Here is a 17,978-nt window from a genome sequence, read left to right as displayed (position 1 = left end):
AACAAGATGAACGATCAGACAACACAGAAGGTGCCGCTGCAAGGCAAGGTGATCCTGGAGCCGACCCTGTCGGTGGCGAGCGAGGTGCCGCCCCCGGCCCCGGCCCAGCGGCTGGAAGAAGAGAGCTTCGAGCGACTCGAGGAGCTCGATGCATTCACCGAGGTGGCCCCGGCCCTGACGGTGCGGCCCCGTCGCCGCCATCGCCTGCTGGGTTGGGGGCTGGGGGCGGTCGGCCTGCTCTCCCTGGGCCAGTTTGGCGCCTTCCTCTACGACCAGTTTCTTACCACCCCGCTCTGGGGCGGCGCCTGGCTGCTGGCTTCGGGTCTGGTGGCGGTGGGCACGGCCGGCGTGGTGGGGCGCGAGTGGCTGCGGCTGCGCCCCCTCAAGCGGCGCCAGGATGTGCGCTCCCGCGCCGAAGACCTGCTCGCCCATCAGGGTGTGGGGCAGGGGCAGGCCTTCTGCGAGGCCCTGGCCGAAAAGAGTGGTGACAAGGGGCGGGAGGGATATCGCACCTGGCTCGGCCAGCTCGACGAGAGCCACAGCGATCGGGAGGTGCTGACCCTCTACAGCCAGCTTGTGCTCGGCGAGCGGGACAAGCTCGCGCAGGCCCGGGTCGCCAAATGGTCGGGGGAGGCCGCCGTGCTGGTGGCCCTGAGCCCGCTCGCCACCGTCGACATGATGCTGATGCTGTGGCGCAACCTGCGGATGATCGAGGACATCGCCGATGTCTACGCCATCGAGCTCGGCTACTGGAGCCGCATTCGCCTCATCCGCCAGGTGTTTCGCAACATGCTCTATGCCGGCGCCACCGAGCTGGTGACAGAGGTGGGCATGGATCTGCTGGGGGCCGAGCTCACCGCCAAGCTCTCCGCCCGCGCCGCGCAAGGGGTGGGGGCCGGCCTGCTCACCGCCCGCCTGGGGCTGCGCACCATAGAGGCGTGCCGCCCGCTGCCCTGGTGTGCGGACGAGAAACCCAGGCTCGGTGAGCTGCGCAAGCGGCTTGTCGGCCAGCTGGCGGGCTATCTTCGCACGTCATAGGGGCCATTCAAGGGCGGTGATCTCCCTGCCAGAGCCATCCCCGGGCGGCTTGCCTCAACCACGATAGCGCCCCGGGAAAGCATATCGAGATGTCACAAATTATTTACATCTGTGGCAGGCAGCCGACCTCGGGGTCGGCTGCTTTTTTGATGGGCAAGCCGTTACAGTGATCCTGAAGAGCAACGACAAGGGGCCTTTAGGGGCCGAAGATGGCAGGGATCATGGCAAGTAGCTACACAGCACACCAACCGGACGATCAGGGCATCATCCACTACTCGGAGGAGGAGCAGGGGACCTGGCAGATCCTGATCGCGCGCCAGCTCGCGGCGCTCGATGGCAAGGCCTGCGATGCATACAGGGCGGGGCTGGAGAGGCTGGCACTGCCCCGGGATCGCATCCCGCAGCTGGGGGAGATCAACGCCGCCCTGACCCCCACCACCGGCTGGTCGGTGGCCGCCGTGCCGGCGCTCATCTCCTTCGATCGCTTCTTCGCCTTGCTGGCGGATCGCCAGTTTCCGGTGGCGACCTTCATCCGCCGCCGGGACGAGCTCGACTACCTGCAAGAGCCCGACATCTTCCACGAGATCTTCGGCCACTGCGCCATGCTGACCAACCCCGCCTTTGCCCACTTCACCCACCTCTATGGCCAGCTCGGGCTGAACGCCAGCAAGGAGGAGCGGGTCTATCTGGCGCGGCTCTACTGGTTCACCGTGGAGTTTGGCCTGGTGCAGGAGGGGGAGGGGCTGCGCATCTACGGTGGCGGCATCCTCTCCTCCATCGGCGAGACCGCCTATGCCCTTTCCGGCAAGCCGGTGCTGCAACCCTTCGATCTGCTGGAGGTGCTGCGTACCCCTTATCGCATCGACATCATGCAGCCCGTCTATTTCGTGCTGCCAAGCCTGGATTGCCTCTATCGCCTGGGGCCACAGGAGATCATGGCGGCGGTGGCCGAGGCCCGTCGCCTCGGCCTGCGTCCGCCCCGCTTTGCCCCGGCCCCTGGCCGGCAGGCGAGCTGAACCCGTTTTCAACCCATTTCATCGATGAAAGGAGTCCCGAATGTCTGAACTGGCAAACCAACGGTGCGAAGCGTGCCGCGCCGATGCCCCCAGGGTGACCGAGCAGGAGCTGAGCGAGCTGATGCACGCCATCCCCGATTGGCAGCCTCTGGTGGTGAACGGCGAGCTGCAACTGAGGCGCGAATTTGCCTTTCGCAACTTCAAGGAGGCGCTGGCCTTCACCAACCGGTTGGGCGAGCTGGCGGAGGCCGAGTTCCATCACCCGGCGATCCTGACCGAGTGGGGGAAGGTGACAGTGAGCTGGTGGACCCACAAGATAGGAGGGTTACATCGCAACGATTTCATCATGGCGGCACGCACCGACGAGTTGATGAAGTAACCGCGGCTTGACGCGGAGAAACAGGGCCTGCCCGGTGAAAGCGGGGCGGGCCCGCATTTTTATGGGGGAGCGCTCGCACTGGCGGGATCGAGTCTGTATCATCCGGCTATTCAGAATGTTAGCTAGGAAGTGTGTGCCGAATGCGTCTTGAAGTCAGCTGTGAAGACCGTCTGGGCCTGACCCGGGAACTGCTCGACCGACTGGTGGAGCACAACATCGATCTGCGCGGCATCGAAATCGATACCTCAGGCATCATCTATCTCAATTTCCCCGAGCTGGAGTTTCGCGACTTCCAGCACCTGATGCCGGAGATCCGCCGCATCCCCGGCGTCTATGACGTCAAGACCATCCCCTACATGCCCTCCGAGCGAGAGCATCACGAGATAGAGGCCCTGCTCAAGGCGCTGCCGGATCTGGTCTTCTCCCTCGACAGCAAGGGGCGGGTGACCCAGGCCAACCAGGCCGCCCTCACCACGCTGGCGCTGCCGCCGGAAGAGGTGCGCGGGTTGGCGCTGGCATCCCTGGTCAAGGGCTTCTCCTTCGCCCGCTGGCTGGAGGCGAGTGAGATCAAACCCCAGACCTGCAAACTCAGCCTCGGCGGCGAGGAGTACCTCGGCGATCTGATGCCGCTGTTTGTGGCCGAGGAGAAGGGCAAACAGGCCCTGGCCGGCGCCGTGGTGGTGCTCAAATCCGCCCGCCGGGTCGGCATGCACTTCAGCGCGCTGCACGCGGTGGAAGTGGGGGGCTTCGAGCACCTGCAGGCCGAGAGCCAGAAGATGAAGGAGGTGCTGGCCCAGGCCGCCAAGCTCGCGATGCAGGATGCCCCCTTGCTCATCGTGGGGGAGACCGGCACCGGCAAGGAGTTGCTGGCCCGCGCCTGTCACGGCGCCAGCCTGCGCTCCAGTCACCCCTTCATGGCGCTGAACTGCGCCGCCATGCCGGACAACGTGGCCGAGAGCGAGCTGTTTGGTTACGCCCCCGGCGCCTTTGGCAACAACACCGAGGGCAAGCGCGGTGTGCTGGAGCTGGCGAGCGGCGGCACCCTGATGCTGGACGAGATAGGCGACATGTCCCCCCATCTGCAGACCAAGTTCCTGCGGGTGCTGCAAGACGGCGTCTTCCGCCGGGTCGGGGACGAGCAGGAGGTGAGGGTCAATGTGCGCTTCATCTGCACCACCCAGAAGCAGTTGCTGGATCTGGTGCACGAAGGCAAGTTCCGGGAAGACCTCTACTACCGCCTCAATGTGCTGAGTCTGGCGCTGCCCCCCCTGCGCGAGCGCAAGGCGGACATCATGGCCCTGGCCCAGCAGTTCGTCTCCCGTTTCGCGAGCGAGTTGCAGCGTCCGCGTCCGCGCTTTACCCGCAACATGGCCGAATACCTGACCGCCTACCGCTGGCCCGGCAACGTGCGCCAGCTGCGCAACTGCCTCTACCGGGCCATGACGTTGCTGGAAGGGGACGAAATAGGCCCCGAGCACGTGGATCTGCCGGTGGCGGCCGACGCCATGCCCCTTATCGACGAGTGGTTCGAGGGCGGGCTCGACGAGGCGGTGAAGCGCTTCGAGAGCCGGCTGCTGGAGCGGCTCTACCCGGCCTTCCCCTCTACCCGCCAGTTGGCCAAGCGGCTCGGGGTCTCCCACACCGCCATCGCCAACAAGCTGCGTGAATATGGGATTGGCAAAAAGTAATCCCGCAGGCGTGCCCCCGGGGTGCCCGTCCTGGTCTGTGGCGTTGCCCTCGCTGCGTCGGCCGCTGACGCAGCCGATGCCAGTACGGATAGGCAGCCGCCTGGCGGCTGATAAGCTCGATGCGACACCTCTCTGGCACTCCCTCCATGGGCGTCGGCCCTCCCAGGTACCGACGTGGGTATAAGCGCGGGCATCATGCAGTTTTTCTCCTCCTTTCGGATCCTGGCGTGGCTGACGCCCCTGTGCTGCCTCTGGGGGCTGGCCTGCGAGGCGGCCCCGGCGACCTCGGCAGAAGTGCGCAGCGAGCTGGTGCGGCAAACCGTGCTCGATATCCTGAGCTACACCCGCTGGCCCAGCGAGCCTGCCAAATTGCGGCTCTGCGTGGCCGCGCCCACGGAATATGCGGCGTCGCTGCTCACCATCAGCCAGCAGGCCAATGGCCGCCCGGTCGATGTGCATCGCTACGAGGTCGACGACGAGGCGCTGATCCAGCGCTGCGATGTGATCTATCTGGGGGTGCTGACCCCCGAGCAGCGGCTCTCCCTGTTCGAGCGTCTGCGGGGATACGCCATCCTCAGCATCAGCGAGCAGAGCCGCGAGTGCATCGCCGATGCAGTGTTCTGCCTGCAGGCCGGCAAAGAGAGGATCCGTTTTCGGGTCAACCTGGATGCACTGGCCCGCAGCGGCGTGCGGGTGCACCCGGCCGTGCTGAAGCTCGCCAGAGCGGATGAGGAGGCGCGATGACCATCAATCACGCCAGCCCCCGGCTCACCCTGCGCCAGAGTCTGGGGCGCACCCACATGATGATCTCCCTGACCGCCGTCTGCATGGCGGGCCTCTTCCTGACCATCACGGCGCTGCTGGCGCTGCGTCTCTATGCGGATCACAACCTCAAGCTGGTGGCACGGGCCATCAGTTACACCGCGGAAGCGGCCGTGGTGTTCGATGACCAGGATGCGGCCAAGGATGCCCTGGAGGCGATCACCTCCCGGGAGGACGTGGCCAGCGCCAGCATTCTGCTGCCCGGTGGTCGGGTGCTGGCGAGCTGGCGCCGTGACATTACTACCCCCTGGACCACTCTGGAGCAACATCTGGCCCGCCAGATACTGCCGGGGCCGGTGGAGCTGCCCATGGTGAGGGAAAACAAGGAGATAGCCCGGGTTCATCTGGTCGGCCATGGGCAATACCTGCTGCGCTTCCTTTTGCAGACTCTTATGGCTACCCTGCTGTGCCTGCTGCTCAGTATCCTGGGGGCGCTCTATGTGGCGCGCCGGATGCAGCGTTCCATCACGGCCCCCCTCAAGGCCCTGACCGAGGTTGCCTACAGCGTCAGCCGCCAGCGGGCCCTCAAGCAGCGGGTGCCGGCGGCCAATATCGCCGAGCTGCACGAGCTCGGGGTGGACTTCAATTCACTGCTCGACGAGCTGGAGGCCTGGCAGGCTCACCAGAAGCGGGAGAACGCCACCTTGCTGCACCAGGCGACCCATGATCCCCTCACCGGATTACCCAACCGGGCGCTGTTCGAGGCGCGGCTGGAGCAAGCCATCCAGGCCGGGCGCACCCGGCAGGAGCGGTTCGCCCTGCTCTATCTGGACTGTGATCGCTTCAAGCAGATCAATGACAATCTGGGCCATGCCATAGGCGACGAGGTGCTCATCGCGCTGGCGCGGCGGGTGCAGCATCAGCTCAGGCCCATGGATCTGGTGTGTCGCCTCGGGGGGGACGAGTTTGTGGTCCTGCTCTCCCCTGTGCATCAGGGGAGCGAGGTACAGGAGGTGATGATGCGGATCCAGCAAGCGATGACCACCCCCGTGGTCTTGAGCGATGGCCGCCATCTGGGGATAGGGGTGAGCCTCGGCTCCGCCCTCTACCCCGAACAGGGAGAGACGGGCGATGCCCTGTTGCAGGCCGCCGACGGTGCCATGTATGAATCCAAACGACAACGCAGGGAGGGAGCCAAAGACCATAAGACAACCGCTTGAATTTGATATAGAAAATAATAAAAGGACGAGAATGATGACGTTTTTCAACCTGATGAGAATGGGCCTGTTCACGCTCTTGCTCGGTGGGCTGGCGGCTTGCCAGAGCGCCCCCCAGGGCCTCACCGAGGCGCAGATCGCCACACTCAAGGAGCAGGGTTTTCACCTGACCGACGAGGGCTGGACCCTGGATATCTCCAACAAGGTGCTCTTTGCCAACAACGTGGGAGCCCTCAATCCCGGCACCCGCCAGGTGGTGGAAACCTTGGGCAAGGCCCTGATTGAGGTGGGGCTGAACCGGGCTCGGGTGGACGGTCACACCGACTCCAACGGCGAGGCGGCCTACAACGAGCAGCTCTCGTTGAAACGGGCCCAGTCCGTGGCCGAGGTGCTGGCGTCTGTGGGTATGCCCGCGGCCAACCTGGACATCCGTGGGCGCGGTGAAGAGGCACCCATCGCCGATAACGGCACCGCCGCCGGACGGGCGGAGAATCGCCGGGTCGCCATCATCATAGACAACGGCTGATCTGCCCAGCCCAGCGTCAGCGCCCTGATCCCGCCGCCGGGATCCTTCCTCTGGCCTGACCGCGTGTGTGCCACCACTCTCCCGCCGGAGAGTGGCTCTCTTCCCGCCACGCCTCCCGCTTTAGATCTGCTCTCGCGCACTCAGGCAGAGAGATAACGCCCTCTCAATACCCCTGATTTGATCCAGCACAACACAGAGCTCAACTGATATTCGTTATCATTTGCATTATTTCCAGACGGTAACCTGCCAGTGATGACGCCACAGTTCACCCCGACCATGACGGGGCTCGCCACCCCGGATCCCTTGAAGTTCGCCTTTGGTGCCAAGACCTCGGCCCATGCCAGCCGGGGCGGCGCAGGTCCCCTGACGCTGGACGACGCCGGCTGGCAAGCCTGGTGGCAGCGACCAAGCGAGGCCCAGGAGCGGGCGCTCTACATCCATGTACCCTTCTGCCGCAAGCGCTGCAGCTTCTGTAACTTCTTCGAAAATGGCGCCAACCCGGCGCGCATGAGCCGCTATATGGCGGCCCTGTGTGACCAGCTGAGCCGGGCGGCGAAGACGCCCCTCGCGCAGAGCAAGCCCTTCTCGGCCGTTTACGTGGGGGGCGGCACCCCGACCGACATGGCGGCGGCGGATCTGGGGCGACTGGCCAGGGCCATTCGCGCCTTCCCCCTGACCCCGGATGCGGAGCTGACCCTGGAGGGGCGGCTCAACGGCTTTGATGAGGACAAGTGGCAGACGGCCCTGGCGGGGGGCTTCAACCGCTTCTCGTTCGGGGTGCAGAGCTTCAACACAGAGGTGCGCCAGCAGGCGGCCCGTTTCGACGACAGGGAGACACTGCTCGCCCGGCTGGGGGAGCTGACCCGGGATGACGCCGCTGTCATAGTGGCGGATCTCATCTTCGGCTTGCCGGGGCAGGATGAGGCCCTGTGGCGCCAGGACATCGTGGACGTGATGGCCAGCGGCGTGCACGGGGTGGATCTCTACCAGCTCATCGCCATGCAGGGCACCAATCTGGAGCGGGCGCAGGAGAAGGGTCGGCTCGGCTGGTCCGCCGATGGCCAGCAGCGGGCAACCATGTATGCTTATGGCGCCCGCACCCTGGAGCAGGGGGGGTGGCAGCGCCTCTCCTGCAGCCACTGGCGGCGAAGCGAGGCCGAGCAGAGCCGCTACAACCAGATGGCCAAGCGCGGCGCCGAGATCCTCCCCTTCGGGGCGGGGGCGGGGGGCAGCATTCATGGCCACGGCCTGATGTATGGCCGGGATCTAGGGGCCTGGCACCAGGCGCTGGCCGCCGATCTGCGAGCCCCCGGCATGGTGATGAGGCCCAATCCCAACGCGTCCATGGACGGCCTGCTGCGCGGTGGCCTCGATACCGGCTGGCTTGCCCTCGGGCGCTTGCCGTCCCCCTTGCGGGCGCATCTGTTGCCGCTCTTTGAGCGCTGGCAGCAGCATGGCCTGGCCGAGCTGACCGGGGAGACAGTGGCGCTGACCCTGGCGGGGCGCTTCTGGAACGTCAATCTGCAGGCGGGCTTGTTCGAATATCTGCAGTCAAATCCCTTGGGAGGGGAGGCGGCAACCCCCGCCGCTCATCCGGGCGGAGCCCGGCATCATTCGCCGGTGTAGCGGGCAGGGGCAAGACAAGGAGGGAACGAAAGGGGGCCGCTTGATGGCCCCCTTTCGTTATTGGTTGTGCACTTCCTCCACCCGCACCCGCAGATCCCCCTCTGCGAGCGTGGTGACCAGTTGCTGGCCCGGGCTCACCTGGGCGGCGCGGTTTATCACCTCGCCACTTGGCGTGCGGGTGATGGAGTAACCCCGCCCCAGGGTGGCCAGCGGGCTCACCCCGTCGAGCCGCGCACTCAGCATGGCGAGACGGTGGGCGGCCAGATCCTGGCGCTTGTTCATCAGGGTATGGAGCCGCTCTTCCGCCAGCTGGTGACGGCGCTTGCCGGCAGCCAGCAGCGTTGAAGGGCTCCTGGCCTGCAGGCGCAGCTCGAGGTTCGCCAGGCGCCGCTCCCCCTGGTGCAGGCGCAGATTGAGCAGTTGCTGCAAGCGGTTGGCGAGCTCGTCCAGGCGCTGGGATTGTTGCTCCAGCCGGCGCTTGGGATCCTGATGGTCGAGCCGCTTTTGCAGCAGTGCAAATTGGTGGCTGGCGGCGGTCTGGCGCCGCGCCATGGCTTGGGCGATGCGCTGGTGCAGGTGGGCGAGGCGCTGGGCACGGGCGCTCTGGTCCGGTGCCACCAGCTCGGCGGCGGCGGAGGGGGTGGGGGCGCGCAAGTCGGCGGCGAAGTCGCTGATGGTGACGTCCACCTCGTGGCCCACAGCGCTCACCACCGGAATGGCGGAGCCTGCGATGGCGCGGGCCACCGCCTCCTCGTTGAAGCACCAGAGATCCTCAAGGGAGCCACCGCCACGACCGACGATGAGCACATCCACCTCGGCGCGGCGGTTGGCAAGAGTGATGGCCGCGACAATCTGGGCGATGGCGGCGCTGCCCTGCACCTGGGTCGGGTAGATGAAGACCGGCAGGTCTGGCGCCCGGCGCCCAAGCACCGTCAGCATGTCGTGCAGGGCGGCGCCGGTGGCCGAGGTGACCAGCCCCACGGCGCGGGGCTCGCGAGGCAACGGGCGCTTGCGGCCCTCGTCGAACAGCCCTTCGGCGCCGAGGCGGCGCTTGAGCTCCTCGAAGCGCAGGGCCAGCATGCCGTCCCCGGCGGGCTGCATGGATTCGATGATGAGCTGGTAGTCACCGCGGGGCTCATAAAGGGAGACCCGCGCCTGCACCAGTACCTGCATGCCATCTTGCGGCCGGAACGGCACCCGACGGTTGTTGCCCTTGAACATGGCGCAGCGCACCTGGGCCGAGATGTCCTTGAGGGAGAAGTACCAGTGGCCCGAGCTTGGCATCGCCAGGTTGGAGAGCTCCCCCGTCAGCCACACCAGCCCCAGATCCTGCTCCAGTATCATGCGCACGGCGCTGTTGAGGCGGGTGACGGTGAAGATCTGTTGTTGCCTGCTCTGGCTAGATTCGTCGAGGTGGTTCAAGGCTGGCCCTGCTGCTGTGTCCGCCGGAGCGGGGAGAAAACGATGGGCCACATCTTACCCCAGTTCAGCCCATCCGCCGAGTCCGTGTCTGTGGCCGCAGCGGCGCCTGGCTTCAGTCTGCCAGTGCCATCTGCCGAGCCACGGGGCCCGGCAGATGGCATTCAGCCCTGTGGCTGCGCCTTGGCCGGTTTGGCGGCCCTGCTCGGGCTCACCACCAGCCAGACCGCGAGACAGACGATGGCGCCGCCCGCCACGAAACCGCTGGTGAGGGTTTCGCCCAGCACCAGATAGCCCCACAAGATGCCAAAGGGCGGGATCAGGAAGGTGACCGTCAGGGAGCGCAGGGGCCCGATATCGGCGATCAGCCTGAAGTAGATCAGATAGGCGAGGGCGGTGCAGATGAAGCCGACCGCCAGCACGCTGGCCCACACCTCGGGGAGGGCCCAGTTGACGGCGGGGCCTGTCACCAGGGTGTAACCGAAGAAGGGGAGCAGGAAGAGGCAGGCGCCGAGCTGGCTGCCAAAGGCCACCAGCTTGGCATCGAGGCCGCCTCGCTCGCTGATCCAGCGCCGGGTCAGGAAACCGGCGCAGCCATAGCAGGCGGTGGCGATGAGGCAGGCCAGCACGCCGGTGACGAGATTGCCGGTCAGGTTCACCTCTCCCGTGGTGGTGATGAGGGCTATGCCCATCAGGCCCAGCATGACGCCGCTCCACTTGCGCAAGGTCAGCGTCTCGTTGAAGAAGGAGAAGCCGATCAGTGCCCCCATCAGCGGGGTGGTGGCGTTCAGGATGGCCGAGTAGCCGGCGGGCAGCCAGAGAGCGGCGATGGCGTACATCAGGAAGGGCACGCCCGAGTTGATGATGCCGAGCACCATGGCGGACTTGAGCTTGCCCTGGAACTGCATGGGGGTGCGCAGCAGCAACAGCATGACGGCGAGCCCGACCAGGGCGAAGAAGACCCGCAGGAAGGTGGTGTTGACCGAGCCAAAGGCGGGCGCCGCTATGCGCATGAACAGGAAGCTGGCGCCCCAGATGGCCGCCAGCACCAGCAGCCGCACGTAATCCGATGTTCTCATCTTCTCTCCTTGAAATGAGGGGCTTGCGCCCGGGACCCTGAATGCAGAGTCCGCATCATGCGGGGGTGTCCCTCTCTTGGCAACCGGGGAATGGGGGCAATGAACCAGGCATCATCCGATGCCCGGTGGCGCCGGCCGTCCAGTCCCCATCTTGGGATCAGTCCGTGTGGCTGGCTCATCTCGATCATCTGGTGCTGGCCCCCTGGCCAGCCTCAGTCGTTTTCCGGCTGACTCACGAAGGCAATCTTGTGCAGCCCGTGCCGGGAGGCCTGGGCCATGACCCTGGCGATGAGGCCGTACTCGACCCCCTTGTCGATGCGCAGCTGTATTTCGGGGATCTCGGGCCTGGTTTCGCCAGCCTCGCTCATCCGAGTGAGCAGGGTCTGCTCATCGACGGCCTGGTCGTTCCAGTAGATCTTGCCGGCGCCGTCGATGGAGAGCACCACATCTTTTTGCCTGGGTTGATGGACCTGGCTGCTGGCCTCGGGCAGCTCGAGCTTGACCGCGTTGGTGAGCAGGGGGGCCGTGATCATGAAGACGATGAGCAGCACCAGCATGACATCTATCATGGGGATCATGTTGATCTCGGACAGCGGCTGATCGTCCGAGTCACCGGGGAGTTTGCCAAAGGCCATTACATCTTCCCCTGTCTGGTGCTGTCGACGGCGGCCAGCGGCGTCACCCTGGTGCTGGTCTGTTCGACGCCGGTCACCAGCAGGGCGAAGAGGTCATAGGCAAACTCGTCGAGGGCGGCCAGCTTGAGGCGATTGCGCCGCACGAAGAGGTTGTAGACGAGCACTGCCGGCAGGGCGACGGCGAGGCCGAAGCCGGTCATGATGAGGGCCTCCCCGACCGGGCCTGCCACCTTGTCCAGGCTGCTCTGGCCCGCCGCTCCTATGGCCAGCAAGGCGTGATAGATGCCCCAGACGGTGCCAAAGAGCCCGATGAAGGGAGCCGCCGAGCCGACGGAGGCGAGGAAGGTCAGCCCCTGCTCGAGGCGAAGACGCTCGGCGCTGATGGCCTGGCGCAGGGCGCGCAGCAAGAATTCGTCGGGGGAGCTCAGTGTGAGGGAGGCGGCCCGTCCCTGGGATCGCTCAATCTGGGCAACCGCCGTCAGCGCCGCCCCCGTTATCCTGGCGCAGGCTTCCCGGGGGGGCGTCTGGGCGAGCTGGTTCGCCATCGCCTGCACGCTCTCATGCTGCCAGAACTCACCCAGGAAGCGGGCGTTTTGGCGCTGCTCGCTATGGTCAAGCCAGAGCTTGAGCAGCCCGTAGTAACAGGTACCGAGCGACATCAGGACCAGCAAGATCAGCGGGACCAGGCCCACCCCAGTGTTTTGGCTGAGCAGATGAGCCATGCCCATGCCGCTTGTTTCGATTTCCGGATTCATGGCTTATGCCCCTAACTTGAAAATAATGGTGACCCCGGCCCAGGCTGCGACGGCGTTGTCATTCTGCCTGGCCGGAATGAAACGCCAGCGGCTGACCGTCTTGCGGGCAACCATGTCCAGGCGCCGATGACCGCTGCTGCGCTCGACCTCCACCGACTCCGCCGTGCCCTCTTTGCTGACACGGACCTTCAATACCACCCGTCCCTCTTCTCCCCGTCTACGTGACTCCGGGGGGTAGGGGGGCTCGGGGTTGTTCAATCTGGCGTCCCGGGCGATGGGGGCGCTGCTGCCCCCGCCTGTCCCGCTCTGGCTCGTCTTGGCCGGGGCACTGTTGCTGCCGCGACTCAAGGGATTGGCCGCGGTCAGCGGTGCGGCTGGGGCCGCCGGTGCCGTCACCGGCTGGGCCCTGGCGACAGGTTTGACCACGGGCGCTGGCGGTGCCTTGGGCACCGGTCTGGGCGCGGGTCTCCTGACCACCGGCTTGAGCTGTTTATGGGAAACGGGCACGGGCGGCTTGACGACCTTCGGCTGCGCCGGGGTGGGCGCGGGCGCCGCCGGTTTGCCCGGCGCGTCATGCTGGTTCGACTCCCCGGCCCAGCGGGCAGAGAGGGTAATGGGTTCGGGCGGCGTGACGGGGGCGGGGCGGCTGCCTTGCATCAGCCACAGGAGGGCGAGGTGCAAGACAAGGGCGACGGTCAGGCAGGCAAGGTGAACAGCGCCCAATGCCTGCGGGTCGCGGTTGTGGGTCGGCCTCATTGCGCAGGCATCCATCAGCCTGCCTCCTTGCTGGTCGTCATATTCGTACTCAAATGCCCATGGAATTGGCCCCGGATCGGGGCCTTGGCGCCCAGCATGCGCCATCGGATAGCTCGCAAACAAGAAACATTATCAATCGCGTTTTAATCGCTCCGTCATCACCCAGGCTCTTCGGGCCCCCGACAAGGGCGTGATAAAGAGGTGGGATGCCAGTGGCAGGCGCCGGGCTTCATCCTGGCCCGCGGCCTAAGCAGAAATGAAAGCGCTATCAATCACATATGTATTATCGGTGGGGCGATTCAGGTCACATTTCATACGCATTGGCCATAAATCGGCCAGGGCACACCCTAGACTGGCGTGGCTCATTCGAAGGCGGGACTGTAGCGGATGGGGAATGCCGGGGCACACCGGCGTAACACACAAAACAATGAAAATAAAGGACTATCAATGGCTAGATGGATACTCGCGGCCGGATTGTTGGGAACCCTGATCACGGCGCCCTGCGGGGCGGCGGCGGAGTGGTTCTTCCGGGGTACCGCGAATGGTTGGGCGGCGACCGCCATGGTGTCGACCGATGGGGTCAATTATGACACCTGTCAGTTCTTCCTGGGCGGGGACGCCAGCGGCGGCCCGCGTTTTAAAATCGACCGATACGGCAACTGGCAGCAGAGCTACCCGACCGCCGACTACACGGTCACTGCCAATACCCACTATCAGATCCGCATCAATGCCGGCACCCAGGCCATCACCACCACGGCGGTGACGAGTTGCGAGGCCTCGGGGTTTGCCAGGACGCTGCCGCAGCTTCAGGTGCGCGGCACCTTCAATGGCTGGGCCAGCCTGCCCATGACGCTGGTGGCCGACCACCTGTGGCAGGCCGAGGCCTACATGGATGGCAAGGCCAACCAGCGGCTCAAATTCGATCAGGCGGGGGACTGGGCCATCAACTTCGGCGACAGCAACGCCGATGGTGTGCTGGAGCGCAGCGGCGGCGATATCCTCTGGAGCGGCACGGGAATGGTGCGCTTCCAGGTCAATGACGAGACCCAGGCCTACAGCATCACGCCGCTCGGGGACGACAACCAGCCGCCCATCGCTGTCATCACCCCGGGCGGCACCCTCAATGCCGCTGTGGGGGATGCGCTCACCCTGAGCGGCAGCGACTCCACGGATCCCGATGGCCAGATTGCCAGCTATCTGTGGAGCAGCGGCGAGACCACGGAGAGCATCAGCATCAGTACTGCTCAGGCGGGCACCTTCACCTATGGCCTGACGGTCACCGATGATCAGGGGGCCAAGAGCAGCAGCAGCGTGAGCCTGGTGGTGGCCGCCCCCCAGACCGGCGGCAGCTGGTATTTCCGCGGTACCCCCAACAACTGGGGCCTGACCGCCATGACCAGCGAGGACGGAGTGACCTTCTGCACCGAGCAGGCCTTTGGCAGCAGCAATCCCCGCTTCAAGATTGATCGCAAGGGGGACTGGACTGAAGCCTACCCGGCCCAGGACTACAAGGTGAGCGCCGACACCAGTTACCACATCTGCTTCGATAGCCAGGACAAGACGCTGGCGGTGGCCCCCCTGGCTGGCGCCGACAATCAGGCGCCCACTGTGACCGCCACCCCGGCCCCGGGCAGTTATGCAGAAGCGCAGTCCATCACCCTGGGGGTGAGCGACGATAACGACAGTGCCCCCAGGGTCCATTTCACCACGGACGGCAGCCAGCCCACCACGGCGTCCCCCCGCTACGCCGGCCAGGCCATTCTCGCCAGCGACAAGGGCAGCGGCACCGATCTGGTGATCAAGACACTGAGTGTCGATGGGACCGGCAATCAACGGGAGCAGAGCTTCAGCTATCAGATTGGCGAGACCCCAGTGGCGGGGGGCGATTTTCGTGGCGAGAGCATCTATTTCCTGCTGACCGCCCGCTTCTACGATGGGGACGGGAGCAACAACTACTACAACCGGGACCGCTACAAGGCGGGGGATCCCCACTGGCGTGGCGACTTCAAGGGGCTCATCGAGAAGCTCGACTACATCAAGGATCTCGGTTTCACCGCCATCTGGGTGACGCCGCCGGTGGAGAACCGCTCCGGCCTCGACTATCACGGCTATCACGCCTACGACTTCTACCGGGTCGATCCCCGTCTGGAGTCGCCGGGGGCGGGCTACCGGGAGTTCATCCAGGCGGCCCACGCCAAGGGGATCAAGGTGATCCAGGACGTGGTGATCAACCACTCCAGCCAGTACGGACTGCGGGGCAAGACCTGGATCGACCGCCTGCCGGTCAAGTACTACGTGCCGGCGGGGTCGAGTCAGGGGCTCATCAACAACGGCCCCTATCAGGGCAACCTCGGGGACTACGCCAGCGCCAACCGTTGTGACGACGACAACCCGGCGGCCCCCGACTGGTACAAGGCCCGCTGCCAGTCCGATCCGGCCGGCACCCAGCCCCTGATCGATCCCAAGACAGGGGCCAGCGTGCCGAGTGCAGGCTACAATCCAAACCGCTTCTTCGGCATCGATGCCCAGACCCTGGATCCCAGCTGGTATCACCTGGACGGTTTCATGTCCGGCGGCGACTGGGAAAACCCGCTCGCCCTGCAGCGCAAGCATATGGCGGGGGACTGCATCGATCTCGCCACCGGCAACCAGAACGTCAAGGATTACCTCAACGGCGCCATTCGTCAGTACCTCGACATGGGGGTGGATGCCATCCGCATCGACACCCTCAAGCACATAGAGCGGGACGAACTGCTGACCTATGTGCACGACTGGCAGGCCCACAAGCCGGGGCTGTTCGTGTTCGGCGAGAACCTGGTGAAGGGCACCGGCTGGGGATCCGAACTCGCCAACGACAACGCCTCAGCGGTGATCCGTCCCTGGTGGTACACCCGCACCACGGCGAACCCGGCCAACCCTCGCGCTGGCGGAGATTCGGGTCTCTCGGTGCTGGACTTCTCCCTCTTCTCCACCTTCCGTGACAACGTCACCAAGGGGAGCTTTGGCGGAGTGGGGGGGATCTTCGCCATGGACTGGGTCTATGGGGATGCCACCAAGCTCATCACCTTCTTCCAGAACCACGACGTGGGGCCGGACAATGACTTCAAGTACCGCTACGGCGGGGAAGAGGGCAATGCGGCCATGACCTACAACCTGCTCTGGACAGCCCGTGGCATCCCGACCCTCTACTACGGGGAGGAGGTGATGTTCCAGGCCGGCAAGCCCCAGGACATCGACGGCGCCACCATGACGGTGGATCAGACCGGCCGAGCCTACTTTGGGAATGTGCTGGACAATCCGGCCACCCCGAGCCACCCGCTTTATCAGCACATCAAGCGCCTGAACCAGATCCGCAAGGCGGTGCCCGCCCTGCAGAAGGCGCCCATGAGCCAGGTGAACGAGTGGGGGAGCGGCATCAGCTTCGTGCGTGACCTGAGCGCTCAAGGCAGCTATGCCGCCGTGGGCCTCGCGGCCAACTCGGCCCAGCAGATAAGCCTGAGCGGCCTGAAAAACGGCACCTACACTGACGCGGTGACCGGTACCACGGTCAGCGTCAGCAACGGCAACCTGAGCTTTGCGGTGCCCGCCTACTCGGCCCGGGTCTGGGTGCTGAACGGCCCCGGCAAGGTGGGGGTGGACGGCAAGTACCTCAAATAAGGAACCCCTGTGATTCTGTGCAGCGAGTCGGCCTTCGGGCCGGCTTTTTTATGGCGCCGAGGCATGAAGCGGGGGATGAGGGCGGGTGCCCCCCACCCGGGTCGTGTCGGGCGAGGTAAGCGCCTGGCTTCAGGGTGCACGCTTTTGGTGCGCATGCCCTGATATGGTGCATTTCCTTGTTGTTTGCCCTTGGGCCCAATCCCACAGAAAGATGCCGTATCGCCCCCGTGCCCCCACATGATGGTCATCATTCATGCTGTAAAGTGACATTTTATCGGCATGATCAACCGAATAAACGAATTTATTAGAAAGGACCACGACATGTTTTTGGGTTAATTGGGTAAAGATGCTGATCCAGCATGAGGGTCTATCCTTGTATTGGCATGTTCCATCTGTTTTTTGATGGCTGAACGGAATTTAAATTCGATTTTTGATGGTATCTCGGACTCTTGTTTTGATTGGCGCTCTTTTTGCTGTGACTTGTCATGCCTATGATGGCGACATCAGGGGCAGGGGGCCGCAAGGCCGGGGGCGGGTGCCAGCGGGGTGAATGCGCCACCGCCATCCGTGCCGGAACAGCCTGGTTTTCGGGCAAGGGACGCCACAATCAATTCGTGTTAAGGAGTCATATGGAAGGTGAAATGACCATGCAGCCACTCTCTGCGGACAAGGGGCTGGCCCACACCCTCAAGGACGACGTCTACGGCATGATCCTCGGGGTCATGTTCATCGCGGTCGGCCTCAATCTGCTCAAGTGCGCCGGCATGATCACCGGCGGCATAGCGGGCATAGCCCTGCTGCTCGCCCACGTCAGCAGCCTGCCCATAGGGGTGCTCTTCTTCCTGGCCAATTTGCCCTTCCTGGTGTTTGGCTACGTCACCATGGGGCGGGGCTTCATGGTCAAGACGCTGGTGGTCAATGTGGCGCTCTCGGCCGCCACCCAGGGGGTGCCGCTGCTGTTGACGGTGAGCTATGTCCACCCCCTGTTCTCGGCCCTGGTGGGGGGGACTTTCCTCGGCATGGGGGTCTTGTCCCTGGCTCGCCACAACGCCTCCGTGGGGGGGATCGGCGTGGTGACGCTCTGGTTGCAAAGGCGCACCGGCATCAACGCAGGAAAGAGTCAGATGGTGCTGGATGTGCTGGTGTTTGCGCTCTCCCTGCTCACCCTGCCGCTCTCCCTGCTGCTCTGGTCCACCCTGAGCGCGCTCGCCATGAACGCCATGCTGATGAACTGGCACAAACCCGGTCGCTATCAGGGGGGCTGAGTGGCGGATCCGGGAGGGGCGCGGGGGAGGGGAATTGTTAAAAAGCGACCCGAGGGGTGCCTGGCGGGCATGTGGCTGCCAACGTCAAAAAAGATCATCTTGTCGCGAAAAAAGGCATGGTTACGCCTGAATTTATTGGTTTTTTGCCCCGTTGGCGGCG

15 protein-coding genes are annotated in these 17,978 nt (G+C 64.9%); 10 read left to right on the top strand and 5 right to left on the bottom strand.

Annotation, left to right across the window (positions count from 1 at the left end):
* The first annotated feature begins 6 nt into the window (after nucleotides 1-6).
* The 8 genes from WIR04_RS11565 to hutW all read left to right on the top strand — a co-directional run bounded on the left by WIR04_RS11565 (nucleotide 7) and on the right by hutW (nucleotide 8,252).
* On the top strand, nucleotides 7-1,038 hold the full coding sequence (locus WIR04_RS11565; protein WP_338887019.1) for a TIGR01620 family protein: 1,032 nt from the start codon (nucleotides 7-9) through the stop codon (nucleotides 1,036-1,038).
* A gap of 221 nt (nucleotides 1,039-1,259) precedes the next feature.
* On the top strand, nucleotides 1,260-2,054 hold the full coding sequence (phhA, locus tag WIR04_RS11560) for a phenylalanine 4-monooxygenase (protein ID WP_338887017.1): 795 nt from the start codon (nucleotides 1,260-1,262) through the stop codon (nucleotides 2,052-2,054).
* A gap of 40 nt (nucleotides 2,055-2,094) precedes the next feature.
* Complete coding sequence (locus tag WIR04_RS11555) at nucleotides 2,095-2,433, top strand: 4a-hydroxytetrahydrobiopterin dehydratase (RefSeq protein ID WP_205641615.1); 339 nt, start codon at nucleotides 2,095-2,097, stop codon at nucleotides 2,431-2,433.
* A gap of 140 nt (nucleotides 2,434-2,573) precedes the next feature.
* The gene (gene tyrR / locus WIR04_RS11550) at nucleotides 2,574-4,121 is read left to right on the top strand and encodes a transcriptional regulator TyrR (RefSeq protein WP_025326785.1); all 1,548 of its coding nucleotides are present in this window, start codon (nucleotides 2,574-2,576) and stop codon (nucleotides 4,119-4,121) included.
* 195 nt (nucleotides 4,122-4,316) lie between these two features.
* Nucleotides 4,317-4,865, top strand: a complete 549-nt coding sequence (locus tag WIR04_RS11545; RefSeq protein ID WP_193353995.1) for a YfiR family protein — start codon at nucleotides 4,317-4,319, stop codon at nucleotides 4,863-4,865.
* Nucleotides 4,862-6,103, top strand: coding sequence for a diguanylate cyclase domain-containing protein (locus WIR04_RS11540; RefSeq protein WP_338887010.1), 1,242 nt, complete (start codon nucleotides 4,862-4,864; stop codon nucleotides 6,101-6,103). Before WIR04_RS11545 ends, WIR04_RS11540 begins: the two co-directional genes overlap by 4 nt.
* A 34-nt stretch (nucleotides 6,104-6,137) precedes the next feature.
* Nucleotides 6,138-6,626, top strand: coding sequence for an OmpA family protein (locus WIR04_RS11535; protein ID WP_338887008.1), 489 nt, complete (start codon nucleotides 6,138-6,140; stop codon nucleotides 6,624-6,626).
* Between the two features lie 252 nt (nucleotides 6,627-6,878).
* The gene (gene hutW, locus WIR04_RS11530) at nucleotides 6,879-8,252 is read left to right on the top strand and encodes a heme anaerobic degradation radical SAM methyltransferase ChuW/HutW (protein WP_338887006.1); all 1,374 of its coding nucleotides are present in this window, start codon (nucleotides 6,879-6,881) and stop codon (nucleotides 8,250-8,252) included.
* A 57-nt stretch (nucleotides 8,253-8,309) separates the two neighbouring features.
* Here hutW and xseA read toward each other — a convergent pair whose 3' ends face one another.
* From xseA to WIR04_RS11505, 5 genes are all read right to left on the bottom strand, one after another.
* Entirely contained in the window at nucleotides 8,310-9,674 is a 1,365-nt protein-coding gene (xseA, locus tag WIR04_RS11525; RefSeq protein ID WP_338887004.1) for an exodeoxyribonuclease VII large subunit, read from the bottom strand.
* Between the two features lie 161 nt (nucleotides 9,675-9,835).
* Entirely contained in the window at nucleotides 9,836-10,750 is a 915-nt protein-coding gene (locus WIR04_RS11520; protein WP_338887002.1) for a DMT family transporter, read from the bottom strand.
* Between the two features lie 212 nt (nucleotides 10,751-10,962).
* Complete coding sequence (locus tag WIR04_RS11515; RefSeq protein ID WP_338887000.1) at nucleotides 10,963-11,385, bottom strand: biopolymer transporter ExbD; 423 nt, start codon at nucleotides 11,383-11,385, stop codon at nucleotides 10,963-10,965.
* Entirely contained in the window at nucleotides 11,385-12,140 is a 756-nt protein-coding gene (locus WIR04_RS11510) for a MotA/TolQ/ExbB proton channel family protein (protein ID WP_338886998.1), read from the bottom strand. The genes WIR04_RS11515 and WIR04_RS11510 overlap by 1 nt, the downstream gene beginning before the upstream one ends.
* Nucleotides 12,141-12,143: 3 nt before the next feature.
* A complete protein-coding gene (locus WIR04_RS11505; protein ID WP_338886996.1) occupies nucleotides 12,144-12,911 on the bottom strand; it encodes an energy transducer TonB in 768 nt (255 codons plus the stop codon).
* Between the two features lie 432 nt (nucleotides 12,912-13,343).
* On the opposite strand from WIR04_RS11505, the gene WIR04_RS11500 reads away from it, so the two are divergent.
* A complete protein-coding gene (locus tag WIR04_RS11500; protein WP_338886994.1) occupies nucleotides 13,344-16,553 on the top strand; it encodes an alpha-amylase family glycosyl hydrolase in 3,210 nt (1,069 codons plus the stop codon).
* Between the two features lie 629 nt (nucleotides 16,554-17,182).
* Nucleotides 17,183-17,818 carry a YitT family protein gene (locus WIR04_RS11495; RefSeq protein WP_338886992.1) on the top strand — a complete coding sequence of 212 codons (636 nt, stop codon included), beginning with the start codon at nucleotides 17,183-17,185 and terminating at the stop codon, nucleotides 17,816-17,818.
* Nucleotides 17,819-17,978 lie beyond the last annotated feature (160 nt).

Source organism: Aeromonas rivipollensis, assembly GCF_037811135.1.
Lineage (GTDB): Bacteria > Pseudomonadota > Gammaproteobacteria > Enterobacterales > Aeromonadaceae > Aeromonas > Aeromonas rivipollensis.
This window is presented reverse-complemented; position numbering and strand designations above follow the sequence as displayed.